This window comes from Thermus brevis, assembly GCF_026427635.1.
GTDB classification, from domain to species: Bacteria; Deinococcota; Deinococci; order Deinococcales; family Thermaceae; genus Thermus; species Thermus antranikianii.
The window spans coordinates 52,279-77,269 of the sequence record NZ_CP102606.1 but is presented as its reverse complement, the minus strand read 5'-3'; the positions used below and the strand labels follow the sequence as shown (position 1 = coordinate 77,269).

The 24,991-nt window shown below is 64.5% G+C and carries 30 protein-coding genes; 24 read left to right on the top strand and 6 right to left on the bottom strand.

Going from position 1 to position 24,991, the window contains the following annotated elements:
- Position 1 precedes the first annotated feature (1 nt).
- From soxA to KQ693_RS00335, 19 genes are all read left to right on the top strand, one after another.
- Positions 2-805, top strand: a complete 804-nt coding sequence (soxA, locus tag KQ693_RS00425) for a sulfur oxidation c-type cytochrome SoxA (protein WP_267261594.1) — start codon at positions 2-4, stop codon at positions 803-805.
- 2 nt (positions 806-807) lie between these two features.
- Entirely contained in the window at positions 808-1,245 is a 438-nt protein-coding gene (locus KQ693_RS00420; RefSeq protein ID WP_267261593.1) for a rhodanese-like domain-containing protein, read from the top strand.
- Positions 1,242-2,093: a translation initiation factor 2 gene (locus KQ693_RS00415; protein WP_267261592.1), complete on the top strand. Its 852-nt coding sequence runs from the start codon at positions 1,242-1,244 to the stop codon at positions 2,091-2,093. Before KQ693_RS00420 ends, KQ693_RS00415 begins: the two co-directional genes overlap by 4 nt.
- A 27-nt stretch (positions 2,094-2,120) precedes the next feature.
- On the top strand, positions 2,121-3,410 hold the full coding sequence (locus KQ693_RS00410; protein WP_219760104.1) for an FAD-dependent oxidoreductase: 1,290 nt from the start codon (positions 2,121-2,123) through the stop codon (positions 3,408-3,410).
- Positions 3,411-3,475: 65 nt separating this feature from the next.
- Entirely contained in the window at positions 3,476-4,759 is a 1,284-nt protein-coding gene (gene soxC, locus KQ693_RS00405) for a sulfite dehydrogenase (protein WP_219760105.1), read from the top strand.
- Complete coding sequence (locus tag KQ693_RS00400) at positions 4,752-5,300, top strand: c-type cytochrome (protein WP_267261591.1); 549 nt, start codon at positions 4,752-4,754, stop codon at positions 5,298-5,300. Before soxC ends, KQ693_RS00400 begins: the two co-directional genes overlap by 8 nt.
- A 9-nt stretch (positions 5,301-5,309) precedes the next feature.
- Positions 5,310-5,978, top strand: a complete 669-nt coding sequence (gene ccdA, locus KQ693_RS00395) for a cytochrome c biogenesis protein CcdA (RefSeq protein WP_219760108.1) — start codon at positions 5,310-5,312, stop codon at positions 5,976-5,978.
- 77 nt (positions 5,979-6,055) lie between these two features.
- A complete protein-coding gene (locus KQ693_RS00390) occupies positions 6,056-6,625 on the top strand; it encodes an ABC transporter ATP-binding protein (RefSeq protein ID WP_267261590.1) in 570 nt (189 codons plus the stop codon).
- A complete protein-coding gene (locus KQ693_RS00385; protein WP_051909133.1) occupies positions 6,622-7,344 on the top strand; it encodes a heme exporter protein CcmB in 723 nt (240 codons plus the stop codon). The genes KQ693_RS00390 and KQ693_RS00385 overlap by 4 nt, the downstream gene beginning before the upstream one ends.
- Before the next feature lie 71 nt (positions 7,345-7,415).
- Positions 7,416-8,102 (top strand): cytochrome c biogenesis protein CcsA, encoded by a 687-nt coding sequence (ccsA, locus tag KQ693_RS00380; RefSeq protein WP_267261589.1) that lies wholly within the window; start codon positions 7,416-7,418, stop codon positions 8,100-8,102.
- A gap of 91 nt (positions 8,103-8,193) precedes the next feature.
- Positions 8,194-8,622 (top strand): cytochrome c maturation protein CcmE, encoded by a 429-nt coding sequence (gene ccmE / locus KQ693_RS00375; RefSeq protein WP_267261588.1) that lies wholly within the window; start codon positions 8,194-8,196, stop codon positions 8,620-8,622.
- Positions 8,619-10,550 carry a heme lyase CcmF/NrfE family subunit gene (locus KQ693_RS00370; RefSeq protein WP_267261587.1) on the top strand — a complete coding sequence of 644 codons (1,932 nt, stop codon included), beginning with the start codon at positions 8,619-8,621 and terminating at the stop codon, positions 10,548-10,550. Before ccmE ends, KQ693_RS00370 begins: the two co-directional genes overlap by 4 nt.
- Positions 10,551-10,570: 20 nt before the next feature.
- Positions 10,571-11,107, top strand: coding sequence for a TlpA family protein disulfide reductase (locus KQ693_RS00365; RefSeq protein WP_267262392.1), 537 nt, complete (start codon positions 10,571-10,573; stop codon positions 11,105-11,107).
- Positions 11,104-11,535, top strand: coding sequence for a cytochrome c-type biogenesis protein (locus KQ693_RS00360; protein ID WP_267261586.1), 432 nt, complete (start codon positions 11,104-11,106; stop codon positions 11,533-11,535). The genes KQ693_RS00365 and KQ693_RS00360 overlap by 4 nt, the downstream gene beginning before the upstream one ends.
- Positions 11,532-12,512, top strand: coding sequence for a c-type cytochrome (locus tag KQ693_RS00355; RefSeq protein ID WP_267261585.1), 981 nt, complete (start codon positions 11,532-11,534; stop codon positions 12,510-12,512). The genes KQ693_RS00360 and KQ693_RS00355 overlap by 4 nt, the downstream gene beginning before the upstream one ends.
- Complete coding sequence (locus KQ693_RS00350; RefSeq protein ID WP_219760121.1) at positions 12,509-13,063, top strand: Rieske 2Fe-2S domain-containing protein; 555 nt, start codon at positions 12,509-12,511, stop codon at positions 13,061-13,063. Before KQ693_RS00355 ends, KQ693_RS00350 begins: the two co-directional genes overlap by 4 nt.
- Positions 13,064-13,202: 139 nt before the next feature.
- The gene (locus KQ693_RS00345) at positions 13,203-14,336 is read left to right on the top strand and encodes an MFS transporter (protein ID WP_267261584.1); all 1,134 of its coding nucleotides are present in this window, start codon (positions 13,203-13,205) and stop codon (positions 14,334-14,336) included.
- Between the two features lie 344 nt (positions 14,337-14,680).
- On the top strand, positions 14,681-15,133 hold the full coding sequence (locus KQ693_RS00340; RefSeq protein ID WP_267261583.1) for a hypothetical protein: 453 nt from the start codon (positions 14,681-14,683) through the stop codon (positions 15,131-15,133).
- Between the two features lie 69 nt (positions 15,134-15,202).
- Positions 15,203-15,769: an MFS transporter gene (locus tag KQ693_RS00335; protein ID WP_267261582.1), complete on the top strand. Its 567-nt coding sequence runs from the start codon at positions 15,203-15,205 to the stop codon at positions 15,767-15,769.
- Positions 15,770-15,934: 165 nt separating this feature from the next.
- Here the strand turns inward: KQ693_RS00335 and tyrS are convergent, their stop codons facing one another.
- On the bottom strand, positions 15,935-17,239 hold the full coding sequence (tyrS, locus tag KQ693_RS00330; protein ID WP_267261581.1) for a tyrosine--tRNA ligase: 1,305 nt from the start codon (positions 17,237-17,239) through the stop codon (positions 15,935-15,937).
- Between the two features lie 22 nt (positions 17,240-17,261).
- Here tyrS and KQ693_RS00325 point away from each other — a divergent pair, with 22 nt between their 5' ends.
- The 3 genes from KQ693_RS00325 to KQ693_RS00315 are packed head-to-tail and all read left to right on the top strand — an operon-like array spanning position 17,262 to position 18,084.
- Positions 17,262-17,639 (top strand): hypothetical protein, encoded by a 378-nt coding sequence (locus KQ693_RS00325; protein WP_267261580.1) that lies wholly within the window; start codon positions 17,262-17,264, stop codon positions 17,637-17,639.
- Between the two features lie 57 nt (positions 17,640-17,696).
- A complete protein-coding gene (gene rpsT / locus KQ693_RS00320; protein WP_015717955.1) occupies positions 17,697-17,990 on the top strand; it encodes a 30S ribosomal protein S20 in 294 nt (97 codons plus the stop codon).
- 10 nt (positions 17,991-18,000) lie between these two features.
- Entirely contained in the window at positions 18,001-18,084 is an 84-nt protein-coding gene (locus KQ693_RS00315; RefSeq protein WP_008632889.1) for a 30S ribosomal protein THX, read from the top strand.
- Between the two features lie 66 nt (positions 18,085-18,150).
- Here the strand turns inward: KQ693_RS00315 and KQ693_RS00310 are convergent, their stop codons facing one another.
- The 4 genes from KQ693_RS00310 to KQ693_RS00295 all read right to left on the bottom strand — a co-directional run bounded on the left by KQ693_RS00310 (position 18,151) and on the right by KQ693_RS00295 (position 22,328).
- Positions 18,151-18,891, bottom strand: a complete 741-nt coding sequence (locus KQ693_RS00310) for a DUF4388 domain-containing protein (protein ID WP_267262391.1) — start codon at positions 18,889-18,891, stop codon at positions 18,151-18,153.
- Positions 18,876-19,754, bottom strand: a complete 879-nt coding sequence (thrB, locus tag KQ693_RS00305; protein ID WP_267261579.1) for a homoserine kinase — start codon at positions 19,752-19,754, stop codon at positions 18,876-18,878. The genes KQ693_RS00310 and thrB overlap by 16 nt, the downstream gene beginning before the upstream one ends.
- 136 nt (positions 19,755-19,890) lie before the next feature.
- Complete coding sequence (locus KQ693_RS00300; protein ID WP_267261578.1) at positions 19,891-21,336, bottom strand: NAD(P)H-hydrate dehydratase; 1,446 nt, start codon at positions 21,334-21,336, stop codon at positions 19,891-19,893.
- A complete protein-coding gene (locus tag KQ693_RS00295) occupies positions 21,333-22,328 on the bottom strand; it encodes a potassium channel family protein (protein ID WP_267261577.1) in 996 nt (331 codons plus the stop codon). Before KQ693_RS00295 ends, KQ693_RS00300 begins: the two co-directional genes overlap by 4 nt.
- A gap of 41 nt (positions 22,329-22,369) precedes the next feature.
- On the opposite strand from KQ693_RS00295, the gene KQ693_RS00290 reads away from it, so the two are divergent.
- Together KQ693_RS00290 and KQ693_RS00285 are read left to right on the top strand one after the other, a co-directional pair.
- Positions 22,370-23,122, top strand: a complete 753-nt coding sequence (locus KQ693_RS00290) for an SIR2 family NAD-dependent protein deacylase (RefSeq protein ID WP_416376378.1) — start codon at positions 22,370-22,372, stop codon at positions 23,120-23,122.
- Entirely contained in the window at positions 23,085-23,630 is a 546-nt protein-coding gene (locus tag KQ693_RS00285; protein ID WP_267261576.1) for a hypothetical protein, read from the top strand. The genes KQ693_RS00290 and KQ693_RS00285 overlap by 38 nt, the downstream gene beginning before the upstream one ends.
- Here KQ693_RS00285 and der read toward each other — a convergent pair.
- Entirely contained in the window at positions 23,627-24,925 is a 1,299-nt protein-coding gene (der, locus tag KQ693_RS00280; RefSeq protein ID WP_267261575.1) for a ribosome biogenesis GTPase Der, read from the bottom strand. The two genes, KQ693_RS00285 and der, sit on opposite strands and share 4 nt — an antisense overlap.
- Between the last annotated feature and the right edge of the window lie 66 nt (positions 24,926-24,991).

Genomic DNA, 24,991 nt, shown 5'->3' with positions numbered 1-24,991 from the left:
CATGAAGAGAAGGAATCGCTTGATCTTCCTGGGCGTGCTGGCCTTGGGGACCCTGGTGGGCGTGGGGGCGTACACCCAGCAGCAAAAGCCCCTGGATCCCTTTGAGGAGGCCATGCGCCAGCGGCAGATGTACCTGGAGACCTTCGGCGTGCTCCCGGGGGATCTTTTTGTGGAGGAGGGGAAGGAGCTCTTCTTCCGCAAGGGGCCAAGCGGCAAGACCCTCGAGGAGTGCGACTTCGGCAAGGGGAAGGGAGTCTTGGAAGGGGTCTACGCCATCCTTCCCAAGTACTTCCCCGACAGCAAGCGGGTGGAGGACCTGGAAACCCGGGTGTACACCTGCATGCAGACCGTGCAGGGGTACAAGCCGGCGGAGATCAAACGGGACGAGGTTAGGGCCATCACCACCTACATCGCCTCCTTCTCCTCCAAGGCCAAGATCCAGGTGGTGCCCAAGCACCCGGCGGAGTTGGCCATGTACAACCTGGGGCGGGAGCTTTGGTACACCCGCGCCGGGGCCCGGGACATGAGCTGCGCCGTCTGCCATGATCAGTATGCCGGCCACAGGGTGCGGCTTTCCCCGGTGCGGAGCCCCAAGCAGGGTCTGGGCAACGAGTGGCCCGCCTACCGCTTTGAGGAGGACCGACTCTACACCACGGAGGACCGCATCAACTTCTGCTACGAATCCATCGCCATCCCCAAGCCGGAGTTTTACTCGGATGTCCACATCGCCCTGACCGTGTACATGCTGGCCGAGGCCACCAAGGCCGGGCACTCCTTTGAGGAGCTGCCCTTCTTCACCCGCTAGCCATGCGCCGTCGCGACTTCCTTGCCCTTCTTCCCCTCCTTCCCTGGGCCCGGGCCCAGGGAGGTGGAGGGGACTGGGTGAAGGCCTTTGGGGAGTTCCTCAAGCGCGTGCCCCCCGCCAGCTATTTGGTGTATCCCACCGAGGCCAAGGACCTCCTCCTCTTTGATCCCTTCATCCTGGACGTGCGCACGGAGGAGGAGCGGAAGAAGGGGTATATACCGGGTTCGGTGCACATCTACGCTAGCCAGGTACCTGATCGCCTTCAGGAGTTACCCAAGGACAAGGAGGCCCTGATCCTGGTCTACTGCAACTCGGGAAGCGTCTCAGCGGTGGTGGCCGCATATTTGCAAGCGCTTGGCTACAAGAATGCCAAGAACATCGCTCACGGCTTTAAGGGCTGGCTGGACGCCGGCCTGGAAGTGGAAGGAGGCTCGCAATGAGGAAGCTTTTGGCTCTGGTGGCCCTTTTGGGGTTGGGTTTGGCGCAGTCTTTGGTGGTGGGGGTTAAGGGCTCCTTGGAAGAGGTGGAGGCCAAGACCCTCTCCGCCCTGAAGTCCGTGGGCCTCGAGGCGGACCGGGTCCTGAACCTGGGGGAGCAGGTGCGCCAGGTGACGGGCCCGGGCTTCCCCGAGTACCGTCTGGTGGTGCTGAAGCCGGATAAGGGAAGCATCGAGGCGGTTTCCAAAAACCCCATGGCCGCCATCGTCCTGCCTCCCACGGTCTTCATCACCGGCCAGGGGAACAGCTTCACGGTGGGCACTTTTGACGGGCGCCTGCTCTTTTCCATGCTCCAGGTGTACGGGGGTGAGGTGGAGCGGCTGGTGTGGCGCCTCGAGGCGGCCCTGGGACGGCTTGGCATCGTGAAGCGCCTGTCCCCCGCCATGATGCCCGATCCTTCTAGCGGCATGATGCCCGCCCTCTTGTACCGGGTGCCCTCCGCCAAGGTGGAGGATGTGGTGCTCATGGTGGAAACGGAGCTCACCTCCAACGGGCTTAACCTTTTGCCCAACGTGAAGGTGGGCCCGGTCACCGTGATCATGCCCTGCAAGAGCGAATGGGCCCGGATCATGTTCCTCACCCAGCCTGCGGGAGGTTTCGCCGCTCCTTGCCGCTTCTTTGCCATGCAGATGGGCAATGACGTCCTGGTGGGTGCCATCGAGCCCATGCTCATGACCATCATGCCCGGGGTGATGGGCACGCCGGCGGTGTCCATGCTCCAGGAGGCCCGCCAGGTCATGAGCCAGATCCTGGAAGCCACGGGCGGGACTCCTTACCGCCCTGGCCGATAAGAGGCTGGTCAAGAAGAGGGAGGGAGTATGGGCAAGGTTAGTCGGCGTCAGGTTTTGAAGACGGGGGCGGCTTTGGCCGCTGCTGGGGCGATCTCGAGCCCAGCCTTTGCCCAGGAGTTCTACAGCCGCCCGGCCACCCTTCTCCCCCGCACCCGCAAGCCGAGGGTGGTGGTGATCGGGGGTGGCTGGGGTGGCACCACAGTGGCCCGGAAGCTGGTCCAGTCCGGGGTGGATGTGGAGGTGGTGCTCATCGAGCAGAAGCCCATCTTCATGTCCTGCCCCATGTCCAACCTCTTCCTGGCCGGGGTCAAGCCCCTGGAGTGGCTGGTCTTTGACTACACCAACGTGGTCAAGGACGGGGTGATCTTTGTCCAGGAGAGGGTGTTGGACATCAACCGGGACCGCCGCCTGGTGCGGACCGCTGGCGGGTACATCGGTTATGACTACCTGGTCCTGGCCCCGGGCATCGACTACATGTACGAGGCCATCCCGGGCTACGCCGAGGTGAAGCACCTCATGCCCGTGGGCTTCAAACCCTTTGAACATATCGCCCTCAGGAGGCTCCTGGACCAGTTTGACGAAACCGGTGGGGAACTGGTCATGTACATCCCCAACCCTCCCTACCGCTGCCCTCCCGGGCCCTACGAGCGGGCGGCCATGCTGGCCTGGCGGCTCAAGACCAAGGGAGTTAAGGGGAAGCTTATCGTTTTGGACGCCAACCCTCAGCCTGTTTCCAAGGCCCCGGGCTTCCTGGCTGCCTACAATGAGCTCTACAAGGACTACCTGGAGTACGTTCCCAACACCCGGATCACCGGCCTGGACTACGGGAAGAAGGTGGTGAAGACGGAGCTCGGGGATGTCCCCTTCACCGTGGCGGACATCATTCCTCCCATGAAGGCGGGGGAGCTGGTGCGCACCGCGGGCCTGGGGGAGCGCTGGGCCAACGTGAAGGTCCCCTACTTCCTCTCGGAGAAGGACGACCGCGTCTACCTGGTGGGGGACATCACCGGGAACACCCCTTACCCCAAAAGCGGCATGGTGGCCTACGTTTCCGGCACCATCGTGGCCCGGCACCTGGCAGAGCGGCTCAAGGGCAAGCCTTTGGCGGAGATTCCTCCGGAGCTTCCCCACAACATCTGCTACTCCTTCGTGGACAAGGAGGAGGCCATCTGGGTGGCGGCCAACTACTCCTGGGACGAGGCGGCCAAGCAGATCAAGTCCCAGGGCTCCGTGGACAACCAGCGCTCGGCGGCCAACGGCACCGCCGCCATTGGCTGGGCCACAGGGCTTTGGAACGACATGTTCGGCCCGGCCTAAGGGTTTTCCCCCGCCCCCAATGGGGGCGGGGTTTTTTGTAGTCTGGAAATACCATAGGAGGGTATATGGACCGAAGGAAGTTCTTCCGGCTTTTGGGTGCAGGAGGCGTGCTGGGCCTTCTTAAGGCCAGGGCCCAGACACCCCCTTGGGACGAGGAAACCTTTGCCCCCATGAAGACCCTGGGGGCTCCCCTCTCCGAATATGGCCAAAGGAGCCCCTTTGAGGAGGGAGTGGTGCGCTACATCTCCCCCAACCTGCGCACCCGCCACTCCGGGGCCGACTTCGCCCCCCTGGAGAAGCTGGAAGGGGTTATCACCCCCAACGGCCTCCACTTTGAGCGGCATCACGGAGGGGTGCCCCAGGTGGATCCGGCCAAGTACCGCCTGGTGATCCACGGGATGGTGGAAAGGCCCTTGGTCTTCACCTTGGAGGACCTGAAACGCTTCCCCTCCGTGACCCGCACGTACTTCATTGAGTGCGCTGGCAACGGGCAAAACGGCTACCGCAATCCCCCGGACCCTAACCTCACCGCCACCCGGAGCCGGGGCCTGGCCTCCAACGCCAGCTGGACGGGGGTTCCCTTGGCCTTGCTCCTCAAGGAGGCGGGGGTGAAGCCCGGGGCCAAGTGGCTCATCCCTGAGGGCATGGATGCCGCCGCCTACACCCGCTCCCTGCCCCTGGAGAAGGCCATGGAGGACGTGCTGGTGGCCTACGCCCAAAACGGGGAGGCCTTGCGCCCTGAGCAGGGTTATCCCGTGCGCCTGGTGGTGCCGGGCTGGGAGGGAAGCATCCAGGTGAAGTGGCTGAGGCGCATCCTGGTCACGGACCTTCCCGCCATGGCCAAGGATGAAACCAGCGAGTACACCGACGTGATGGCCGATGGCAAGGTGCTGGCCTTCACCTGGGTTATGGACCCCGAGTCCATCATTACCTACCCCTCGGGCCTGCAGCAGATCAAGCCGGGCTTCCATGAGATCCGCGGCCTGGCCTGGAGCGGGTACGGGCGGGTCACCAAGGTGGAGATCTCCTTCGACGAGGGGAAGACCTGGCGCCAGGCTACCCTGGAACCCCCGGTGGAGCGCTACGCCTTCGTGCGCTTCAAGATGCCCTGGCACTGGGATGGCAAGGAGGTGGTCCTATGGAGCCGGGCCTGGGACGAGAAGGGGAACACCCAGCCCACCCGGGAGGAGTTCTTCAAGAAGTGGGGCAGGAACAACCGTTACCACTACAACGCCATCCAGGCCTGGCGCATCCTGCCCGACGGACGGGTGGTGAACGGGGATAGGCCCTTGGGCCAGCAGGCGTTTGGACCCGTGGGGGGTTGCGACGGGGAGGTGTTCGATGGTTAAGCGCATCCTGGTTCTTTTGGCCCTTTTAGGCCTGGCGGTGGGAGCCCGGTACAACCTGGGCACCCCTATCTCGGAGGAACTGGCGGCCCAGTACGACCTTAGGCCGGTGGTCCTCCCCGACGGCCGGGGGCTTCCCCCGGGAGAGGGGAGGGTGGATGAAGGGGAGCGCATCTATGCGGAGAAGTGCGCCTCCTGCCACGGGGCCCGGGGGGAGGGGTACCCCTTCAACCGGCTGGTGGCCGAGCCCTTCCCCATCACCCCCGCCACCGAGCCAGCGGAGTTCGCCATCGGCAACTACTGGCAGTACGCCACCACCCTTTACGACTACATCCGGAGGGCCATGCCCTTTGGGGCTGAAGGCACCCTCACCAATGAGGAGGTTTACCACCTGGTGGCCTTTCTCCTCTACATGAACGGGATCATAGATGCCCACGAGCCCATCAACCAGAAGACCCTGCCCCAGGTGAAGATGCCCGCGCGGGAGCTTTTGCAGTTGGACCCTGAGACCAAGCGCCGTTTCCCCTGGCTCACCTTGCCCTAGGATGGAGGCATGAGCGTTTCCTTGGCGGCAGCTTTTTTGGCGGGGGTGCTCTCCTTTCTCTCCCCTTGCGTTCTTCCCCTAGTGCCCACTTACCTTTTCTACCTGGGGGGAGAGCGGGGGCGCCCCCTTTTCAACGCCCTTTTCTTTGTGCTGGGCTTCGGGGTGGTTTTTTTCCTCCTGGGTTTGCCCTTTACCCTGGTGGGCGGACTTCTGTTTGAGCACCGCCAAACCCTGGCCCGGGTGGGGGGGGTGATCCTGATCCTCTTCGGCCTGTACATGCTAGGCCTGAGGCCCAGGTGGGGGGTAAACCTCCGCTACGAGGGGGAGACGGGGCGTCCCTTGGGGGCCCTGCTCCTGGGAGCCAGCCTGGGCTTGGGCTGGACCCCTTGCATCGGGCCCATCCTGGGAGCCATTCTTACCCTGACGGCGGTGGGGGGCGGGGTGGGGCTTCTTTTGGCCTATATCCTGGGCCTGGCGGTGCCCTTTTTGCTGGTGGCCCTTTTCGCCGACCGGCTTAAGGGGTGGCTGAGGCGAGCCGGGCGGCTTTCCCACTACGTGGAGTTGCTGGCGGGGGTGGTGCTCCTTGTGGTGGGGGTTTTGCTTCTCACAGGGACCTACACCGCCCTGAACTCTTTTTTCCTCCGGATTACGCCGGAGTGGCTGCAGAAGAACCTGTAGGGGTGAGAGAACCTCGGGGGTCTTTTCCTCTAAGAGGGACGAATGGCCCTCGAGGATACCCCTAAACTGGTATAGGCATGTTGCTTCGCTTGCAGGGGATCTCCAAGCGCTTCGGCCGGGACTGGGTGGTCCGGGACCTTTCCTTTACCCTGGAGCGGGGGGAAGTGGTGGCCCTCTTGGGGCCCAACGGCTCGGGGAAGACCACCCTCTTGCGCCTCATGGCCGGGCTTCTCAAGCCCACCCGGGGGCAGGTGGAACGGGCGGGCAAGGCTCTTTTCCTAGCCAATCCCCCGGCCTTCCACCGCCACCTTACCGCCCGGGAGCACCTCCTTTACGACCTGGCCTTCCACCACCAGGGTAAAGAACCTGCAGAAGCCCTGGATCGCTTTGGACTGCCCGGGGACCTTCCCCTTTACGCCTTCTCCAGCGGCATGAAGAAGAGGCTCGCCTTAGCCCGGCTTACCCTTCTCTTCCCCGACATCTGGCTATTGGACGAGCCCGAGACCGCCCTGGACAAAGGGGGGAGGGAGCTTCTTCTTTCCACCTTGGCCGAGGCCCGGAAGAAGGCGGGGGTGGTGCTGGCCACCCACGACCGCACCCTGGCCGAGCGGGTGGCGGACCGCACCCTGGAGCTGGGGGTGGCATGAAGCTTCCCGTGGAAGGGTGGCCCGAGGCTGCCGGGCAGGGTAGGGTAGGGGTGGTGCGCCGGGTGGTTTTGCTGGCCTTAAGGGATCTTCGCCTCGAGGTGCGCGACCGCGCGGGGCTTCTTTCCATCCTGGCCTTTTTTGCGGTGATGCTCTTCATCATGGCCTTGGCTTTGGGGCCGGAGGAGGAGCCCTTGCGCCGGGCTGCCCCCGGGGTGCTTTGGGTGGCCTTGGCCTTCGGGAGCACCCTGCTTTCCACCCGGGCCTTTGCCCTCGAGGTGGAGGAGGGCACCTTGGACGACCTCCTCCTGGCTCCCGGGGGCAAGGAGTGGATCTACTTCGGCAAGCTTCTTTTCCAGATGCTTCTTCTCCTGCCCCTGGCTGCCCTTGCCCTTTTGATGGCGGCGGGCCTCTTCTACCTGCCCCTGGAGCGCCTTTTCCCCCTCTTCCTGACCCTGGTCCTGGGGGTCTTGGGCTACGCCAGCGTGGCCACCTTTTACGCCGGCCTCCTGGCCCGGCTCCGGGGACGGGAGGTGCTTTTGCCCCTGCTCCTCTTCTCCTTGGTGGTCCCCGTGGTCCTGGCCTCGGTGCGGGCCACCACGGGCCTGGCAGAGGGCCTTCCCGTGGCGGAGATCTCCGATTGGTGGCAGCTTCTTTTGGTCTTTGATGTGGTCTACCTCACCGCCAGCGCCCTCCTTTTCCCGGTGGTTATGGAAGGTTAGGTTTGGCGGTATGGAGGCCACAGATTTTTAACCCTTCCCTTGGCTATGCTAGGGGTCATGGAGGTACAGGCATGCTGAAGGTTGCGCAACCCGACCGCCCGGACGCCCTCACCTGGGTTTTCCTGGGGTTGGGGCTTCTGCTCCTCCCCGTGGGGCTCTACCTGGCCCTTTCCGCTCCCCCCGACGTGAACCAGGGGTATCTGGCCCGCATCATGTACCTGCACGTGCCCGGGGCCTGGCTTGGCTATCTGGCCTTCTTCGTCACCTTCCTCTACTCCCTCCTCTACCTCTTCCACCAGGATCCCCGCCACGACCGGGTGGCCAGCTCAAGCGCCGAGATCGGCCTGGTTTTCATGGGGCTCGCCCTGGTGACGGGGATGCTCTGGGCCCGGCCCACCTGGGGGGTCTACTGGACCTGGGAGCCCAGGCTCACCACCACCGCCATCCTCTTCGCCGTTTACGTGGGGTACTTCCTCCTTAGAGGGGCCATAGAGGACCCCGAGCTCAGGCGGAAAGCGGCGGCGGCGGTGGGTATCTTAGGCTTCATCAACGTGCCCATCAGCTACATGTCGGTGAAGTGGTGGCGGAGCCTGCACCAAACCCAGTCCATCGACCTCACCACGGGGAAGATCCACATGGACCCCGCCATGCTCCAGGCCCTCCTCTTCAACCTTTTCGTCTTCACCCTCCTCTACCTGGGCTTCGTGCGCTTCCGCTCCCTGTTGGCCGCTTTGGAGGCCAGGAAGGAGGAGGCGTGAGCGAGGTCTTCGTCACCTGGGTCTACGCCCTCACCTACCTCACGGTCTTCGGCTACCTGGCCTACCTCTTCTGGCGCTACCGGAGGGCGAAATGAGGGCCAAGTACCTGATCGGACTCGGGGTCATCCTGGGGGCCTTGGCCTACCTCATCTTCGGCGGCCTGGGGCAGAACCTGGTCTACTTCCTCACCCCCTCCGAGTACCTGCAGGACCAGGGGCGCTACCAGAACCGTCCCGTACGCCTGGGGGGCTTGGTCAAGCAGGGCACGGTGCACTACGACAAGGATAAGCTGGAGCTTCGCTTTATCCTCACCGATGGGGTGGCGGAGGTGCCCGTGGTGCACAAGGGCACGCCGCCGGGCATGTTCAAGGAGGGGCAGGGGGTGGTGGTGGAGGGCCGCTTCCGGGAAGGGGTCTTCCACGGCACCAACCTCCTGGTGAAACACTCCGAGGCCTACCAGGCCCCCAAGGCGGGCTGGACTCCGGAGGAAGTGCGCAAGCTCATTGAGGAGGCCAAATGACCCCTGCTCTGCTGGGCAACCTGGGCGTCAGCCTGGCCTTGGCCTTTAGCCTTCTGGGCCTGGCCCTTTCCCTCCTCGCCTACCACCAGGGGGACGGGCGCTTCCTGAAAGGGGCCAAGGCCTTGGTCCTTCCCGCCTTCCTGGCGGCCTTGACGGCCTTCTTGGCCCTGGAATGGGCCCTTCTCACCCACGACTTCAGCCTGGCCTATGTGGCCCGCAACCACTCCACCCATGGCCCCCTCTGGGTTACCCTGGTGACTCCCTGGGCGGCCCTCGAGGGGAGCATCCTCCTTTGGGGCCTGCTGCAAACCCTCTACACCCTTTTGGCCAGCCGCAAACCCCTGGACCCCTGGCGGGCCGCCTTGGTCCTGGCGGTCCTCTTTGGGGTTCAGGTCTTCTTCTTCGGGGTGATGGCCACCATCGCCAGCCCCTTCCAAACCCTCCCCAACCCGCCAGCGGATGGCACTGGACCCAACCCCCTCTTGCAGAACCATTGGATGATGGCCGTCCACCCGGTCCTCATGTACCTGGGCTTCGTGGGCCTGAGCGTACCCTTCGCCTATGCGGTGGCGGCCATGGTGGTGCGCCGCTACCAGACCTGGGTGGGGGAGACCCGGTGGTGGACCCTGATCGCCTGGGGTTTCCTCACCGCCGGGAAGGTAGCGGGGATGTGGTGGAGCTACGAGGTCCTGGGCTGGGGTGGGTACTGGGCCTGGGACCCGGTGGAAAACGCCAGCTTCATCCCCTGGCTGTTGTCCACCGCCTTTTTGCACACCGCCATCGTCCAGGAGACCCGGGGGGCCTTTAAGGCCTGGAACTTCGCCTTTGTCACCCTGGCCTTCGCCGCCACGGTGCTGGGTACCTTCCTCACCCGAAGCGGGGTGATCCAGTCGGTGCACGCCTTCGCCGAGGGGCCGGTGGGGCCTGCCTTCCTGGGCTTCTTCCTCCTGGTTACTGGCTTGGGTCTTGGCCTTCTTTCCCGGGTCAGCCGGGAGGTGCGGGACACCGCGGTTTTCCGGCTCCTTTCCCGGGAAGGGGCCCTTCTCCTCGGGGCCTTTTTCTTCGCCGGATGGGCTTTGGTGGTGGTGCTTGGCACCTTCTATCCTTTGCTGGCTGAGGCCTTCACTGGGGCCAAGGTGAGCGTGGGGGCCCCCTTCTTTAACCAGGCTTCCGTGCCCATCGGGGTGGGCATCCTCCTCCTCATGGGGGTGGGGCCCATTTTGCCCTGGCGGAGGCCTAGGGCGGAGGTTTTCCGAAACCTCTACATGCTCCTGGCTGTCCTTCTCCTGGGTACCCTGCTTGGGCTTCTTCGGGGCTACACCTTCGGGGCTTCCTTGGCGGTGGGGCTTTTCCTCTACAACACCGCCGCCATCCTTCTCCTGGTGCGGGAGGGGGTGCTGGCCCGCCTTAGGGCGGGGCTTTCCCCCTGGGGGTTTTTGGAAAACCGCAGGCGGGTGGGAAGCCTGTTGGTCCACTTCGCCGTGGCCCTCATGGGCCTCGGCATCGCCTTCAGCCAGACCTACCGTCTGGAGAGCGAGAAGACCCTCTACCGGGGGCAGGCCTGGGAGGTGGGCGGAGTGCGCATGGAGTTCCTGGGGGTGCGGGCCTTGGACGAGGGGAGGCGGTTTGCCGTGGAGGCTTCCTTGCGCACGGACCGCTTCGGGGAGGTGCGTCCGAGGCTTCACTTCTACCCGCAGATGAACTCCCCCTTGCCGGCCCCCAAGGTGGTCTACACCCCGGGCAACGACTACTACTTCCTCCTCATGGACTTTGACCGGGAGAAGGGAGAGTGGGCTTCCATCCGCCTTATCGTTACCCCCTTGGTCTTCTGGATGTGGGTGGCGGGGGGGCTTCTGGCCCTGGGAACCCTGTACATCCTTTGGCCGGCGGCGGGGCGGGAGGAGCTTAAGGGGGTGAGCCCAGCGTGAGGTTTCCCGCAGGGAACACCTTGAGGAGCTGGCTATGGCTCCTTGTGGTCTTGGCCCTGGGGGGGCTTTTCTACTGGGGAATGCAGCGAAACCCCAAGGAGCTTCCCTCGGTGCTGGCCAAGGAGCGCCGTCCGGCCCCGGACTTCACCCTGCCCGTGCTTCCTCCTTACCAAAAGGAGTGGGGGGAAACCTTCAAGCTTTCCGACCATCTCGGTGGGAAGCCCATCGTGCTCAACTTCTGGGCCAGCTGGTGCTACCCTGCCTGCTACGAGGAGGCTCCGGTCCTCGAGGCCACCTGGCGCCGGTATAAGGACCGGGTGCTTTTTGTGGGCATCAACACCCAGGACAAGGAGGGGGATGCGTTGCGCTTCATAGAGCAGTTTGGCCTCACCTTTCCCCAGGTCTTTGACCCCAGGGGCCGGGTGGGGGTGGACTACGGGATGTACGGGGTCCCGGAAACCTTCGTTATCGACCGGGAGGGCCGGGTGGTGGTCCGCCACGCCGGGGCCATCGACCAGGCCACCTTGGAGCAATACCTGAAGGAGGTGTTGCCATGAGGGTTTGGGCGCTTTTGTTCTTCCTGGCCCTAGGGGCTTGGGCCCAGGAAAACCCAGCCTCCCCGCCCCCCGATCTCTCCCCCGAGGTCTTCGCCATCGCCCGGGAGCTTCGTTGCCCCGTGTGCCAGGGGGAGTCGGCGGCGGAGAGCAACTCCGGGGTGGCGGTGGAGATGCGCCGCCTCATCGCCGAAATGCTCAAGGAGGGGAAAACGGAGGAGGAGATCAAGGCCTTCTTCGTGGATCGGTACGGGGAGTGGATCCTCTACGAGCCTCCCAGGCGGGGAGTGACCCTTTGGGTCTGGGTGTTGCCGGTTTTGGGTCTGGTCCTTTTGGGCTTGGGGCTCTTCGCCTACTTCCGGCCCAAGAAACCCCTGCCTCCTGAGCTTCTGGAGGAGGCGGAGCGCCGGCTTAAGGAGCCTCCCGCATGATGGCCACCCTTATCTTTCTGGCTCTATTTTTTCTTGGTCTCTACTTGGCTTTAAGGCCTCTTCGGGGGCCCCGGGAACCCTTCCCCGAGCCTCCCCGGCGGGAGGAGCTTCTCAAGGAGCTCGAGGTCCTGAAGGAGGAGGTGAAGAGCCTGGAGGGGGAGGAGAGGAAGTTGGCCATGGCCCGGATGGTGGAGCTGGAACGGGCCTTGGACGGTTGGCGCCCCCCCAAGCCTCGCCCCTTCAATCCCTGGCCCGTGGCCCTGGCCCTGGGGGTGGTGGTCCTGCTGGGGGTGGGGCTTTGGCGCTACACCCTGCCCAGGCTTCCCGGGGAAACCACGGTGACCGCCCGGGCCGAAGCCCGGGAACTTAAGGCGCTTCAGGACAAGGCCAGGCGCACCGGGGAGGTGGCGGACCTCCTGGCCTGGGGAAGGCGGGCCTATGAGCTCCAGGCCTTTGACCAGGCGGCGGAGGCCTACCTGGAGGTGCTTAAGAAGGATCCCACCAACATCGAGGCCGTGCGCCGGGTGGGGATCCTCCTCTTCATGGGGGGGCGGCTGGAGGAGGCCCAGATGTTCTTGGAGATCGCCCAGCACGCTGACCCCAAGGCCGCGGAGGGCTGGCTTTTCCTCGGTAACATTTACTTCCAGAAGGGCCAGGCTAAGGAGGCCATCGCCGCCTGGGAAAAGTACCTGGAGGTGGGCGGGGAGGCTAGGGAAAGGGTGGAGGGCCTCATCGCCATGGCCCGCGCCCAGGCCCAGGGGGGAACGGACGGGAAAACGGTCTACCAGGCCCGCTGTGCCGCCTGCCACGGAGCCGAGGCCCAGGGGGGAGTGGGGCCTAGGCTTAAGGGAAACCCCATCCTGAAAGCCCCGGAGGCGGTGAGGGAGATCGTGCTCAAGGGCCGGGGCCAGATGCCGGCGGTGCCCTTAGGCGAGGGGGAGCTGAAGGCCCTTCTGGACTACCTATCCGGCCTATGAGGCGGCGGGACCTTGTCTTCTACATCCCGGTGGCGGTGGCCGGGGGGTTTTTCCTCTGGCTTGGGGTGCGCACCTATAACCTCCGCTTCCGCCCAAGGCCCGGGGTAGGAGAGCCCGTGTGGAAGGAGGGGCCGAAGGTGGCGGTGGCCCGGCGGGGGGAGCTTGCCGTGTGGCAGGCGAAGCCCTTTGAGTACCCCTTGCCCTTAGGGCCCTTGAAGGCCTTCCTCCTCCGCCTGCCCGAGCCTGTTTTGGGAGGGCTTTCCCTGGGGGAGGAACACTACCTGGCCTTAAGCCGCATCTGCACCCACCAGGGGTGCACCGTGAACTATGTGCCCGATCCCGAGGCGGCCTCTATCCTCTACAATGTGCGCTTTGAGAGGCCCTTTTTGGGCTGCCCCTGCCACTTTGGGGCCTTTGACCCCCTCCTTGGGGGGAAGGCGGTGTACGGGCCCCCCCGCTATCCCCTGCCCCGTTTGCGCCTCGAGGCGGAAGGGGATACCCTCTACGCCACCGGGCACGAGGTGCCCCTGAGGCCCATGGAGGGTTCCTAGGGACTTGCATGGAAGCCTTAGGGGGAGTCTGGGCTGGAACCGACGGGGGCTAAGGGGAGGAGGCGATGCCCTTCCTCAGCCATCTTTTTCCTGCTCCTCCATAGGGGAAGACCTTGGCCCTCAGGTGTTTCTCCCGCAAATGAAAACCCTTCCCTTTTCCCTTTTGGCAGCGGAAGCCCTAAGAACCTTAGGAGAGGGTCTTTTTGCCCTTCCCTTGTTCGCCATGGCTGCCTTGCAAAGCCCTGCTCCATGGCAGGCCACCTTGCCCTTCACCATGGCCCGGCTGGCAAACCTCCTAGCCCTGCCCCTGGGCGCGGTGGTGGATCGCTGGGAACGGGGAAGACTCCTGGTGGTCGCCGTGCTCCTCCAAGCCCTCCTCGCCCTGGGCCTCCTTTTGGGGATGCCCTTCCTCCTTGTCCTCGCCGCACCCTTCTTTCTTCTCTCCACCTTGGTGGGTCTGGGAACGGCTGCCCTCCTAGCCGACATGGTGCGCAAGGAGGAACTGGAAAGAGCCCGGGGCCGGGTGGGAGCTGTTCATATCGCCGTTGATTCCCTCAAGGATCCTCTGGCGGGTTTCCTCCTTACGCGGTCGCCCTGGTTGCCCCCGTTCCTGGCCTTTGCTGCTTTCTCCCTAGCGAGCCTCCTCTACTTGGGACTCCCCCGGGGAAAGCTGCGCGCCATGCGGCCTTCTTTCAACAGGGGTGAGGTTCTTTCGGGGCTTCGCTTTCTCTGGCAAGCCCCTTCCTTGCGTAGGGTCCTTATAGCAGAAATCCTGTACACCTTTTCCTTTGCCTTGGTGGTGAGCCTCATACCCTTCCTCATCCTAAGGGTCTTGGAACAGACCCCATTTGTATACGGAGTAGCCTCTCTCTTTCTTGGGGGAGGAAGCTTCTCGGGAAGCCTTTTGGGCGGCGAGCTCACCGCAAGGATGGGGAGAGGAAGGATGCTCCGCACGGCCCTCCTGGTGGGGAGCGCCGGATGTTTCTTCATGGCTTGGCCCATGCATTGGGGTCTGGTGGCCGTGGGAGCCTTCCTCTTGGGCCTTGGTGCCCTGGCTTTCTTCGTGGTAGCTGGGGCGATACGGCTTGGGGAAGCGCCTTTCGAACTCCGGGGTAGGGTGAGTGGGGGATTTACCTTTCTCAGCGGCATATTGGCTCCTCTAGGGCCCATCCTGGGCGGTGTGCTGGCAACAGTGAGCCTTCCCCTGCCCTTTGCTCTCATGGGAATCCTCCTTTTGGTTCTGGTGCCCTTTGTGGGAAAGCAAATGCGGTGAAGGCCCCTGTTTTAGCCCGAGGGCTCCTCGGTGGGGACCTGGCAGCTTCGGGCAAAACCCAGCACCCGATTCCTTCTGGGCCTAGGGAAAATCCCTAGTGGTCACCTTTCTCGCCAATAGCCTTTCCAAGGAGGCCTTGGCCTGCGCCAGAGGGTAGCTGAAAGGTTTCCTACACAGCCCCCGATGCCCGCTGCAACCTTGGGCGGGGCCCTAGGCCCTGGATCGGCCCGTGGAAGGGCCTCACAATGTTGGCTAAAGTTAGGCGGCATGATTGGAAAATGGGCAAAAGATTTTCCCTGGCTTCTTTAGGTTTTCTTCCTCGCCTTCCTCTTGCGGGGGAGGCGTTGGGGACCTTGGCTTTTAGCCAGGCGTTTGCCGCTTTAGCCCTTCTTCTGGCCCGGGCGGACGATCCCTGGGTCATGTCCTGGTTCCTGGCCTTGGGCTACCTCACCTTCCCCGCCCGCCTGGTGGCGGGGGCCCTTTTGGACCTATGGGATGCCCGGCGCCTTCTGCTCCTTGGCGCCCTCCTCCCGGCTTTTCTCTTCCTGGGGATGGGCCTTCTGGCCTCCCTGCCCCTTCTCCTCCTCCTCGCCTACCTGGCCCTTTCCCTGAGCGCTCTCCAGCTCTCCGCATGGGACACCCTCCTGACCCGCCGCTTTGCGGAGCGTCTGGAAGGGGAAATGGGCCGGCTCCGGACCTACCGGGGCGTGGCCGACCTCTTGGGGGACCTGATTGGGCCCTCCTTGCTGACCCTTGCGGGCCAGAAGGCCAGCTTTGTGCTGGCCGCTGGCCTCTAGCTCCTCGGAGTCCTCCTCCTGCGCCCCCTCCCCCCGGCCTCCCCTCCGCAGACCTCCCAAAAGGGAGGGATGGCATCCCTCTTCCTGGGCGGGCTGGCCCACCTCCTGCGGGATCCTCGCCAGCTCCCCCTTATCGCCTTTAACCTCTTTTTGGTATTCCTCACCGGCCTGGCCATGGCCCAGCTTCCCCGTGTGGCCCTAGCCCAGGGGACGCCGGAGGCACTTTACGGTTTGGTTCCCGCCGCCTGGAGCCTTGGGGAAACGCTTGGCTACCTTTTGTCCGGGCGGATGGGGAGTGTCCCTGGAGTTATGGCCGCCCTTGGTTTGAGGCTTTTGGGCCTGGCTTTGATCCTTCTCCCCTTTCCCTTTCTGGTCCTCGGCGTCTTGGTCCATGGGGTGGGCCTGGCCTTGGGAGCCGTGCACCTGGCCTCCCTTCGCCAGCGCCTGGCTCCCCCCGCCCTCCTGGGCCGCACCGTAGCCGGGGCCAATGCCCTCTTGCTCCTGGGAGGTTTCCTGGGCACCCTCGTGGCGGGGGGCATTGGCCAGAATCCCTTGACCCCCGTACGCGCGGCCTTAGCCCTTGGGGTGCTCCTTATCCCCACGGGGCTTTGGGCGCTAAAAAGCGTGGGGCGATAAGGGGGGATGCAGACGGCCTGCCAATCCAACCTCGCCGGGTGCGCTCCAGCTGCCCGCTTTGGTGGGTCCACCGACCCCCATTTTGGATTTTGGAGGGGCTGCTGTCTCCTGGTTGGGCAAGGGGAGGGACGGGAGGTGCGCTAGGAGGCGCCGGGTCCAGAAGGCCTATTCTCCCAGCCGCACCCGCACGAAGCGGTCCTTCCCCCGCTGGAGTATGCGGGGGCGGGAGAGGTCCACCTCGAGGCCCGCATCCTCTATAAGCTCCCCATCCAGCCTGAGGCCCCGGTTCTGGATGAGCCTTCGGGCCTCGGCGTTGGAAGGGGTGAGGCCTGCCAGGGTGAAAAGCCTCGCCACCCAGATGCGCCCCTCCTTGAGCTCGGAAGCGGGGATGACCACCTCGGGGATGTTCTCGGGAATGGCTCCCTTGGCCACCTGGTCGTAGCGGGCCTCCGCCTGGCGCACGGCTTCCGGCCCGGCTTCCTTGTCCTTGCCCAGGGCTTCAAAGCTGTAGCCAAGGCTTTCGTAAAAGGCCCGGTCGATGCGGGCAGGGATGGTGGGGAGGGCGTAGGCGGCGGTGAGGAGGCGGGCCAGGACCCGGTGGGCGGGGACGGGCCCCGCCTTTAGAAGGGTTTGGATCTCGGCCTCCTCCAGGTCGGTGAGGAGGCGGAAGTAGCTTTCCAGAAGGGCGTCGGGCACCCACATGAGCTTCTTGAACATCACCTCGGGGGGCTCCGCCACCCCGATGTAGTTGTCCAGGCTTTTGCTCATCTTCTCCCGCCCGTCCAGGCCCACCAAAAGGGGCATGAGGAAGGCCACCTGGGGGGGTTGGCCGTAGGCCCGTTGCACCTCCCGGCCCACCAGGAGGTTGAACTTCTGGTCCGTGCCCCCCATCTCGATGTCCGCACGGATGGCCACGGAGTCGTAGGCCTGGGCGAAGGGGTAGAGGAACTCGTGCAAGGAGATGGGGATGCCCTCCTCGTAGCGCTTCTTGAAGTCCTCCCTCTCCAGCATCTGGGCCACGGTCATGAGGGAGGTGAGGCGCACCACCTCCTTGAAGGTGAGTCCTTCCAGCCACTCGGAGTTGTAGCGGAGCTCAAAGAGGTGGGGCTCCTGCCTGAGGATCTTCCCCGCCTGCTCCACGTAGGTCCTGGCGTTTTCCCGGGTTTCCTCGAGGGTCAGGGGAGGCCGGGTCTTGCTCCGCCCCGAGGGATCCCCGATCATGCCCGTGAAGTCCCCGATGATGAGCACCACCTTGTGCCCAAGCTCCTGGAACTGGCGCATCTTCCTCAGGACCACCGCATGCCCCAGGTGCAGGTCGGGCCGGGTGGGGTCGGCTCCCAGCTTGACCACCAGCGGACGGCCCTCCTTTAGTTTTAGGAGGAGTTCCTCCTCGGGGATGATCTCCTCGGCCCCCCGCTTGAGGAGGGCCAAGGCTTCTTCCGGAGAAGGCTTGGTGTCGGCGCCTGCCATGAGCCCAAGTATACTTAAGGCAATGCGGACCCTGCTTCTTTTGGCCCTCCTGGCCCTTGGCCTTTACTGGTATGCGGAGCGGTATGGCCTGGCCGTGGGCTACCCACCCTTCCTGCCGGTCTTCTACTGGAAGTACACCGGGGAGGCCCAGTACCCCATCCGGGTGAGCGGCCTTTACGATGCGGTGAAGGTCAAGGTGTCCGGGGACCTCGAGGAGGGGCGGCTTTACGTGGCCCTTCTCCGGGACGGGCGCGTGGTGGGGGAGAGGGTCTACTCGGGGAGCTTCCAGGAGGAGGCGCGGTTTCCCGCAAGCCCCGGGGAGTACCTCCTCCGCTTCCAGCTTCAAGGAGCCAAGGGCCGGGTGCGCTACGACTGGGTCACCACCAAGTTTGCCCCTTGAGGCGGGGTATGCTACACTTAGGCCTGGTCTGCCCCTAAGGGGCACGAGGGGAGAACGATGGCGCAGAAGAAGCCCAAGAGGAACCTTTCCGCTCTGAAGCGGCACCGGCAGTCTTTGAAGCGCAGGCTTCGCAACAAGGCCAAGAAGTCGGCCATCAAGACCTTGAGCAAGAAGGCCGTGCTTCTGGCCCAGGAGGGCAAGGCCGAGGAAGCCTTGAAGATCATGCGCATGGCGCAAAGCCTGATCGATAAGGCGGCCAAGGGGTCCACCCTGCACAAGAACGCCGCTTCTCGGAGGAAGTCGCGCCTTATGCGCAAGGTGCAGAAGTACCTCTCTGCGGTGAGCGCCTAGGAGGGAGGGCATGGGTAAGGGCGACCGTCGCACCCGTAGGGGCAAGATCTGGCGGGGCACCTACGGCAAGTACCGTCCGCGCAAGAAGAAGTAGGACCACCCCCTTGGGCGAAGCCAGGGGGGTAGGATCCTTGGAGGCCGAGGGCCTAGGGGGTTTCCTCTAGGCGCTCTCCTCTTTTTCCATCTCCCAGGTGAGGTCCCTCAGGAGCCATCCCCGGCCCGGGGGGGCGAGTTCCCCTGAGGCTAGGGCCTGCACCAGGTACCGGCGCACCAGGCCGATGGGCACCCCCGAGGCGATCACTTCCCCTAGGTTGCGGGTGCCGTCCAGGAGGGCCTGAAGCTGGCCGAACTCCTCCAGGGTCTTACCCTTCCTTCCCTGGTACTTGATCCTTAGGGCGTACCAGGCATAGCGGCGAAGGGGGTAAAGGTCCCCTTCCCTTACCCCCATGTAGGCCCGTTCCATGGCGATGAGGAGGGGAACCTGCCAGGTCTTGGCGGCCGCCCGGACGCTTCTCCCCCCCTGGAAGACCTCGTAGGGAGGCTTGGGCCGGATGGCCTCCAGGACCCGGCTGGGCGAGTCCACCAGGGTGCGGAACCGGTCCCACTCGTCGTTGACCCGGGCCCACTCCCCTAAGAGGGCGGAGAAGGGCATGAGGGGTTTGTCCGCGGCGGGCGGGGTTACCCCGAAGCGGAAAACCCCTTCCTGGGGATGCAGGGGGAAGCTGAAGAGGGCCTCGAGGCCTTCCCAGTCCAGGATGGCCGCCCCCACCACCTCCCCCCCGGCGAAGCGCAGGGAAAGGGGCAGGGAGCCCACGGAGAGCTCCAGGACTCCGGAGCGCCGGTGGCCGTGGATCAGCTCCAAAAGCTCCACAAGAGGGATGGCGTTCAGGTTTCCTTCCAGAAGTATCCCTCCCCTATACCCAAGATTAGGGTACGCCCCTCGCCCCGGTAGCCCTCCAGGGCCTTCGCCACCTCCTCCAGCTCATCCTCCCGGGACAAGGCGGCCACGGTGGGACCCGCTCCCCCCACAAAGGCTGCCAGGGCTCCCGCCTCGAGGACAGCTTCTATGGCCTCCAGCATCCCCGGCATCAAGTGGGCGCGGTGGGGCTGGTGGAGGCGATCCCGGCAGGCTTCCCGTAGGGCCTCGAGCCTTCCTGAGTAGAGGGCAGCAGGCCAAAGGGCACTGCGGGCCAGATTGAACACCGCATCCTTTAAGGGAACCTTCTCGGGCAAGGCCGCCCGGGCCAGGGGGGTGGGCACTTCGTAAGGGGGTACGGCCAATACAAAGTAGACCCCTTGGGGCCTGGGAAGGGGGATGGCCAGGGGAGGATCGGCCAGGGCGGCCACGAACCCCCCGTAAACCGCCGGAGCCACATTGTCGGGGTGGCCTTCCAAGCTGGCGGCCACCTGGAAAACCCCTTCGCGTCCCAGCTTTCCCCCGGAGTACTGGTTTGCCAACGCTACCCCAGCCACCAAGGCGGCGGAAGAGCTTCCCATTCCCCGGGCCAGGGGGATGGGGTTGAAGGCCCGGATGAGGAGGGGTTCAGGATGCAGGCCTAAAGCCCGCATCCCTGCCCGGTAACCCTGGTGGATCAGGTTGTCCTTGCCCTCCACCTGGCCCTCCCCTTGGTAGAGAAAGGTGTCCTCCCGGGCGGGCTCGGCCTCCACCTCCAGGTAGAGGTCCAAGGCCACCCCTAAAGCGTCAAACCCCGAGCCCAGGTTGGCCAGGGTGGCGGGGACGTAGAGGCGCGGAAAGGATTTCATAAGCGCCAAACCTCACATCAGCATACCAGGGGGTTTCTGCTGGATCGGGCGGGAAGGGGAGATGGGTTAGCCCGTTCTCATGGCCTTCAGGGCCTGCCCTCTCAAGGAGTAGGGAAGGATGCGGGATCTTTGGGGGTTAGACCGTGCGCCACGGGGGGATGGAGCTTTCGGAAAGCACCTTCCGCGCCTTGGGCAGGGCCTCCGCTACCTCCCTGGCCAGGAGGCCCACGCCTTTTTCCTGGGCCAAAAGGTCCCCTGCCAGGCCGTGGAGGTAGACCCCAAGCCGGGCGGCGTCAAAGGGGGAAAGGCCCGCCGCCAAAAGGGCAGCGATGGCCCCGGAGAGCACATCCCCCGTTCCCCCGGTGGCCAGGGCGGGGTTGCCAGTGGGGTTCACGGAAAGGCGGCTTCCCTGGGCCACCACGGTGGGGTTCCCTTTGAGGACCACGGTGAGCCCCGTGCGTTCCGCCAGGGTCCGGGCGGCCTGCAGGGGATCCTTGGCTACCTCTTCCGGGGGCATCCCCAAAAGCCTTCCCGCTTCTCCCAAATGGGGAGTGAGGACGGTGGGTACACCCGCCTTGCGGTAGGCCTCGAGGACCTCCAAGTGCAGGGCGTCGGCGTCCAGCACCGTGGGCAGCCGGGCTTCCAGGGCTTTTAGGGCCCATTCCCGGCCCCAAGGCCCTCCTCCCATCCCCACCGCCAGGGCCTCCACCCGCATGGACGGCAAGGCAGGAGCCTGGACGGGGTGGAAGACCGCCTCGAGGGGCTCCAAGGGAGTGCCTTCAGGAGCCACCAGATGCACCAACCCCGCCCCCATGCGGTAGGCTCCCAGGGCGGAAAGCACCGGGGCCCCGGCGTAGCGAAGCCCCTCCCCCCGATAGCCTCCCAAAACCCCCACCCGGCCCACGCTTCCCTTGTGGGCCGTGAGGGGCCGCTTGGGCAGGAGGGGCAGAAGCCCTTCCGGCGTGGCGATCTCGGGAAGATCCTCCCGTTCCAAGAGGACTTTGGGCAGGCCGATGTCCGCCAGGAAGAGCCTCCCGCAGGCTTCCCGGTGGAGGAGATGAGGTGTTTTGAAGGCGGCGAAGGCCACGGTGGCCGCAGCCCGCACATGGGGGGTAAAGGGAAGCCCCGAGGGCAGGTCCAGGGCCAAAGTAGGAAGCCCGGAGGTGTTCATCCGTTCCACCAAACCCGCATGGAAACCCTCTAAAGGGCCTTTCAACCCGGTACCGAAGAGGGCATCCACCAGCACTTCCTCCCGGTTCCAGATGGCTTCCTCGAGGGGGCGGATCTCCAGGCTTTGGGCCTCGAGGGCCCTTCGGGCCAAAAGGGCATCCCCGCCCTGGCCTTCGGCGGCAAAAACCCGTACCGGTACCCCAGCCAGGTGGAGGTGCCGGGCCAACACCAGCCCGTCCCCACCGTTATTCCCCTTGCCGGCGAGAACCACGGCGGGGCGGTGACCGAAAAGCTCCTGGTAGACCCGGGCTGCCTTCATCCCCGCCCACTCCATGAGGAGAAGGGAGGGGTGGCCCATTTCCACCGCCTTCTGGTCGGCTTCCCGCATGGCCTCGGGGGTGAAGAGCCTCATGGTTCAGAGGATACCGCAGAGGCCAGCTTTTCCAGTTGCTCCAGCTGTTGGGTGGTGCCCAGAGCCAGGATGCGGTCATGGGCCAGTAGGCGGAAGTCTAAAGGAGGCCGAGGCAGCGGCTCGGCTCCCCGAAACACCGCCAGGACGCTGGCCTGGCAGCCTCGAGCCTGGAGTTCCCCTAAAGCAAGGCCATCAAGGGGACTTCCCTTCTGGATCAGGATTTCCTCCAAGCTGAAGCTTTCCTTGCCGGTCAGGACGGTTTCAAAAAAATCCACCACCCGTGGGGAAAGGATGAGATGGGCCAGCCGACGCCCTCCGATGGCATAGGGGCTGATGGCGCGGTTGGCGCCTGCCTTAAGGAGCTTGGGGATGGCACTTTCGTCGCTGGCCCGTGCCACGATAAAGAGGTCCGGCTTTAAGGTTCGGGCGCTGAGCACCACCAGCAGGTTAGTGGCGTCGTTGCTGGTGGTGGCGATGAGGCCCTTGGCGCGGAGGATCCCCGCTTCGATCAGGGACTGATCCTCGGTTCCATCCTTGTTGAAAAGGAGGATGTGGTTTTCCTGGGCAAACTGGTGGGCGTTTTCGCTCGGGTCCAAGGCCACCACGGGAATCCCGGAGGCCTTCAGTTCCAAAGCCGCTTGCCGCCCCACACGCCCAAGCCCCACCACAATGACATGGTTGCTGATCCGATTCATTTCCCTTTGCCTCCAAGTTCCTTCCAGGCGAAGGCTAACGACCGTGTCCATGATCACGCTAAAGAGATAGAAAAGGCTGCCCACGCCCACCGAGGCTACCAGCATGGCAAGGATGCGCCCGGTGCTGTCTAAAGGGTATACCTCCTCGTAGCCGATGGTGGTGATGGTGATGAAGGTCATGTAGAGGGCATCCAGCCAGGTTGCGCCTTGGTCCTTCCAGAGTAAGTAAAAACCCAGTGTACCCAGGAGCACCGTGGCAAAGACGAGAAAAAGGGGAAGAAGTAAACGCCTGGGCATACCCTTACCTAGCAACTATCATGGAGGAACGGGTGGGGGTTATGCTAGAGGCCAAGCGCCGTCTAAGGGAAGCCAGGCGGGTGGCGGTCCTGACGGGAGCCGGCATTTCCAAGCCCTCGGGGATTCCCACCTTCCGCGAAGCGGAGGGGCTTTGGAAGGAGTTCAACCCCCTGGACTACGCCACCCCGGAGGCGTATGCCAGGAACCCGGAAAGAGTCTGGGAATGGTATGCCTGGCGCATCGCCAGGGTGCGGGAAGCCAAGCCCAACCCCGCCCATCTGGCCCTGGTGCGGTTGGAAGAGGAGGTGCTTGGGCGAGGGGGGGCGTTCCTCCTGGTGACCCAGAACGTGGACGGCCTCCACGCCTTGGCGGGAAGCCGGAACCTGGTGGAGCTTCACGGCAACATCCTCCGGGCCCGCTGTGAGGCGTGCGGGCACCGGTTCTTGCTCCCCGACCCTTTCACCCCTCCACCCTTCTGCCCCCTTTGTGGGCATAGGGCCCGGCCCGATGTGGTCTGGTTTGGGGAGCTTTTGCCCGAAGGAGCGTGGGAGAAGGCGGAAAAAGCCTTTGCCGAGGCGGATGTGGCCCTGGTGGTGGGCACCAGCGCCGAGGTGGAGCCTGCGGCTTCCTTAGGACGCATTGCCTTCACGGGGGGGGTGTATCTGATTGAGGTCAATCCCGAACCCACCCCCCTTACCCCCTTGGCCCACCTCTCCTTGCGCATGGGGGCGGTGGAGGGCTTACAGGCGCTGGGATATGGGGAGAGCGGAACACATCCTTCGGCTTCTGGCTGACCTGGCCACCCTGGCCCGGGGTGGAGTGGTGGCCCTGGTTCTCCTCCGGGTGGGGGAGGGACCCGAGGCCTTGGCCGGGGTGGTGCGCCTTTTGCTTCTGGGCTGGACCCTGGATGTTCTGGATGGTTGGCTGGCCCGCGCCTCGAGGCGGCCTTCGCCCCTGGCGGCCTGGGACTATCCCCTGGATGCCGGGCTTGCCTGGGCAGGCCTGGCCTATCTGGTGGGGGCGGGGCTGGTGCCGGAAGGTGTCGCCTGGAGTTGGGCGGTGGGGAGTCTGGTGCTTCTCCTTCGCTATCCCAAGAAAAGCCTTTCCATGCTCCTGCAAGTACCGGCCACCTTCGCCCCTTTCTACTACGCCCAGAAGCTGGCACCGGAGGCTTTTTGGGAAGCAGTCATCTGGGCCTTTCTCATGCTTCTTCTGGATGGAAGGCGCTTTTTAGGGGTGGTGGTGGAGTTTATGTTGGACGCGGGCCTCCTGGCCTCGGCGCGCCGGGAAAGCCGTCCCTAGCCTTCTTCCCGACGTCCGCGGAAGACCAGGCGGAAGGGCACTTCCTTAAGGCCCAGGTCCTCGCCGATGCGGTTTTTCAGGTAGTTCTCAAAGGCCCGGGTTACGAACTCCGGGTGGTTTACGAAGAAGACGAAGGTGGGTGGGGCCACCTCGGGCTGGGTGGCGTAGAAGATCTTCAAGGGTTTTCCCTTGAAGTTGGGAAGCTGCACCTTCGCCGTCCAGACGGAAAGCCAGCGGTTGAGCTCGGCGGTGGGGATGCGGGTGTGGTTGAGCTCGAATAGGCGCACCGCCTCGCTGAAGATCTTATCCAGGTTCTGCTTGGTGAAGGCCGAGGTGTACACCCGGGGAAGATGCTCCAGGTGCGCAAGCTTTTCCCTGAGCTCCCGGCGTACCTTGGGGGCCTCCTCCTTCCTCACCAGGTCCCACTTGGTGATGACCAGGAGCACGGGCTTGCCCGTTTCCAGGGCGTGGTTGGCCAGCTTGAGCTCCCGGTCCCCCACCTGGAACGGGTCTACGACCAGAAGAATCACGTCGGCTTCCTCTATCGCTTTAAGGCTCCGCCTGATGGCCAGCTCCTCCACCAGGCTTTCCGGGCGCTTGCGGATGCCGGCGGTGTCCACCAGGACGAAGGGCTGGCCGCGGAAGGTGAAGTGCACGTCAATGGCGTCCCGGGTGGTGCCGGGCTCCTCCGACACGATGACCCGTTCCTCCCCCAGGATGGCGTTCAGGAGGCTGCTCTTTCCGGCATTGGGTCGGCCCACGATGGCGAGCTTGATGCCCGCCACTTCCGGCTCCGACTCGATGTGCCGAACAGGAAGCCTCTCCCAGATGGCTTCCAGGAGGTCCTCGAGGCCCCTTGCATGCTCGCTGGAGGTGGGGATGGGATCGCCGAAACCCAGGGCGTAGAGGGGGCCCAGGTAGTGCTCGTGCTTGGGGTCGTCCACCTTGGTGGCCACCAGGATCACGGGCTTCCCCTTCTTCCGCAGGTATTCCGCCACCTCATAGTCCGCCTGGGTGAGCTCTGAGCGGCCGTCCACGGCAAAGAGGACCACTTCGGCGTCCTCCAACGCCTGGTCCACTTTCTCCTGGATCTTCTTTTCCCATCGGTCCCCCGACCAAAGCCCCCCGGTGTCCACCAGGAGGAAGCGGCCCTTCTCGGTTTCCACCACGCCTTCCTTGAGGTCGCGGGTAACCCCGGGAACATCGGCCACCACCGCACTCCTTTTGCCCAGGAGGCGGTTGAAGAGGCTGGACTTGCCCACGTTGGGTCGGCCTACGATGACTACCTTATGCATCCTCACCCCAGCAAACTGGGGTGGGGGAAGCCCCCACCCCGCCTTTGACCAGTCTACCACAGGGGG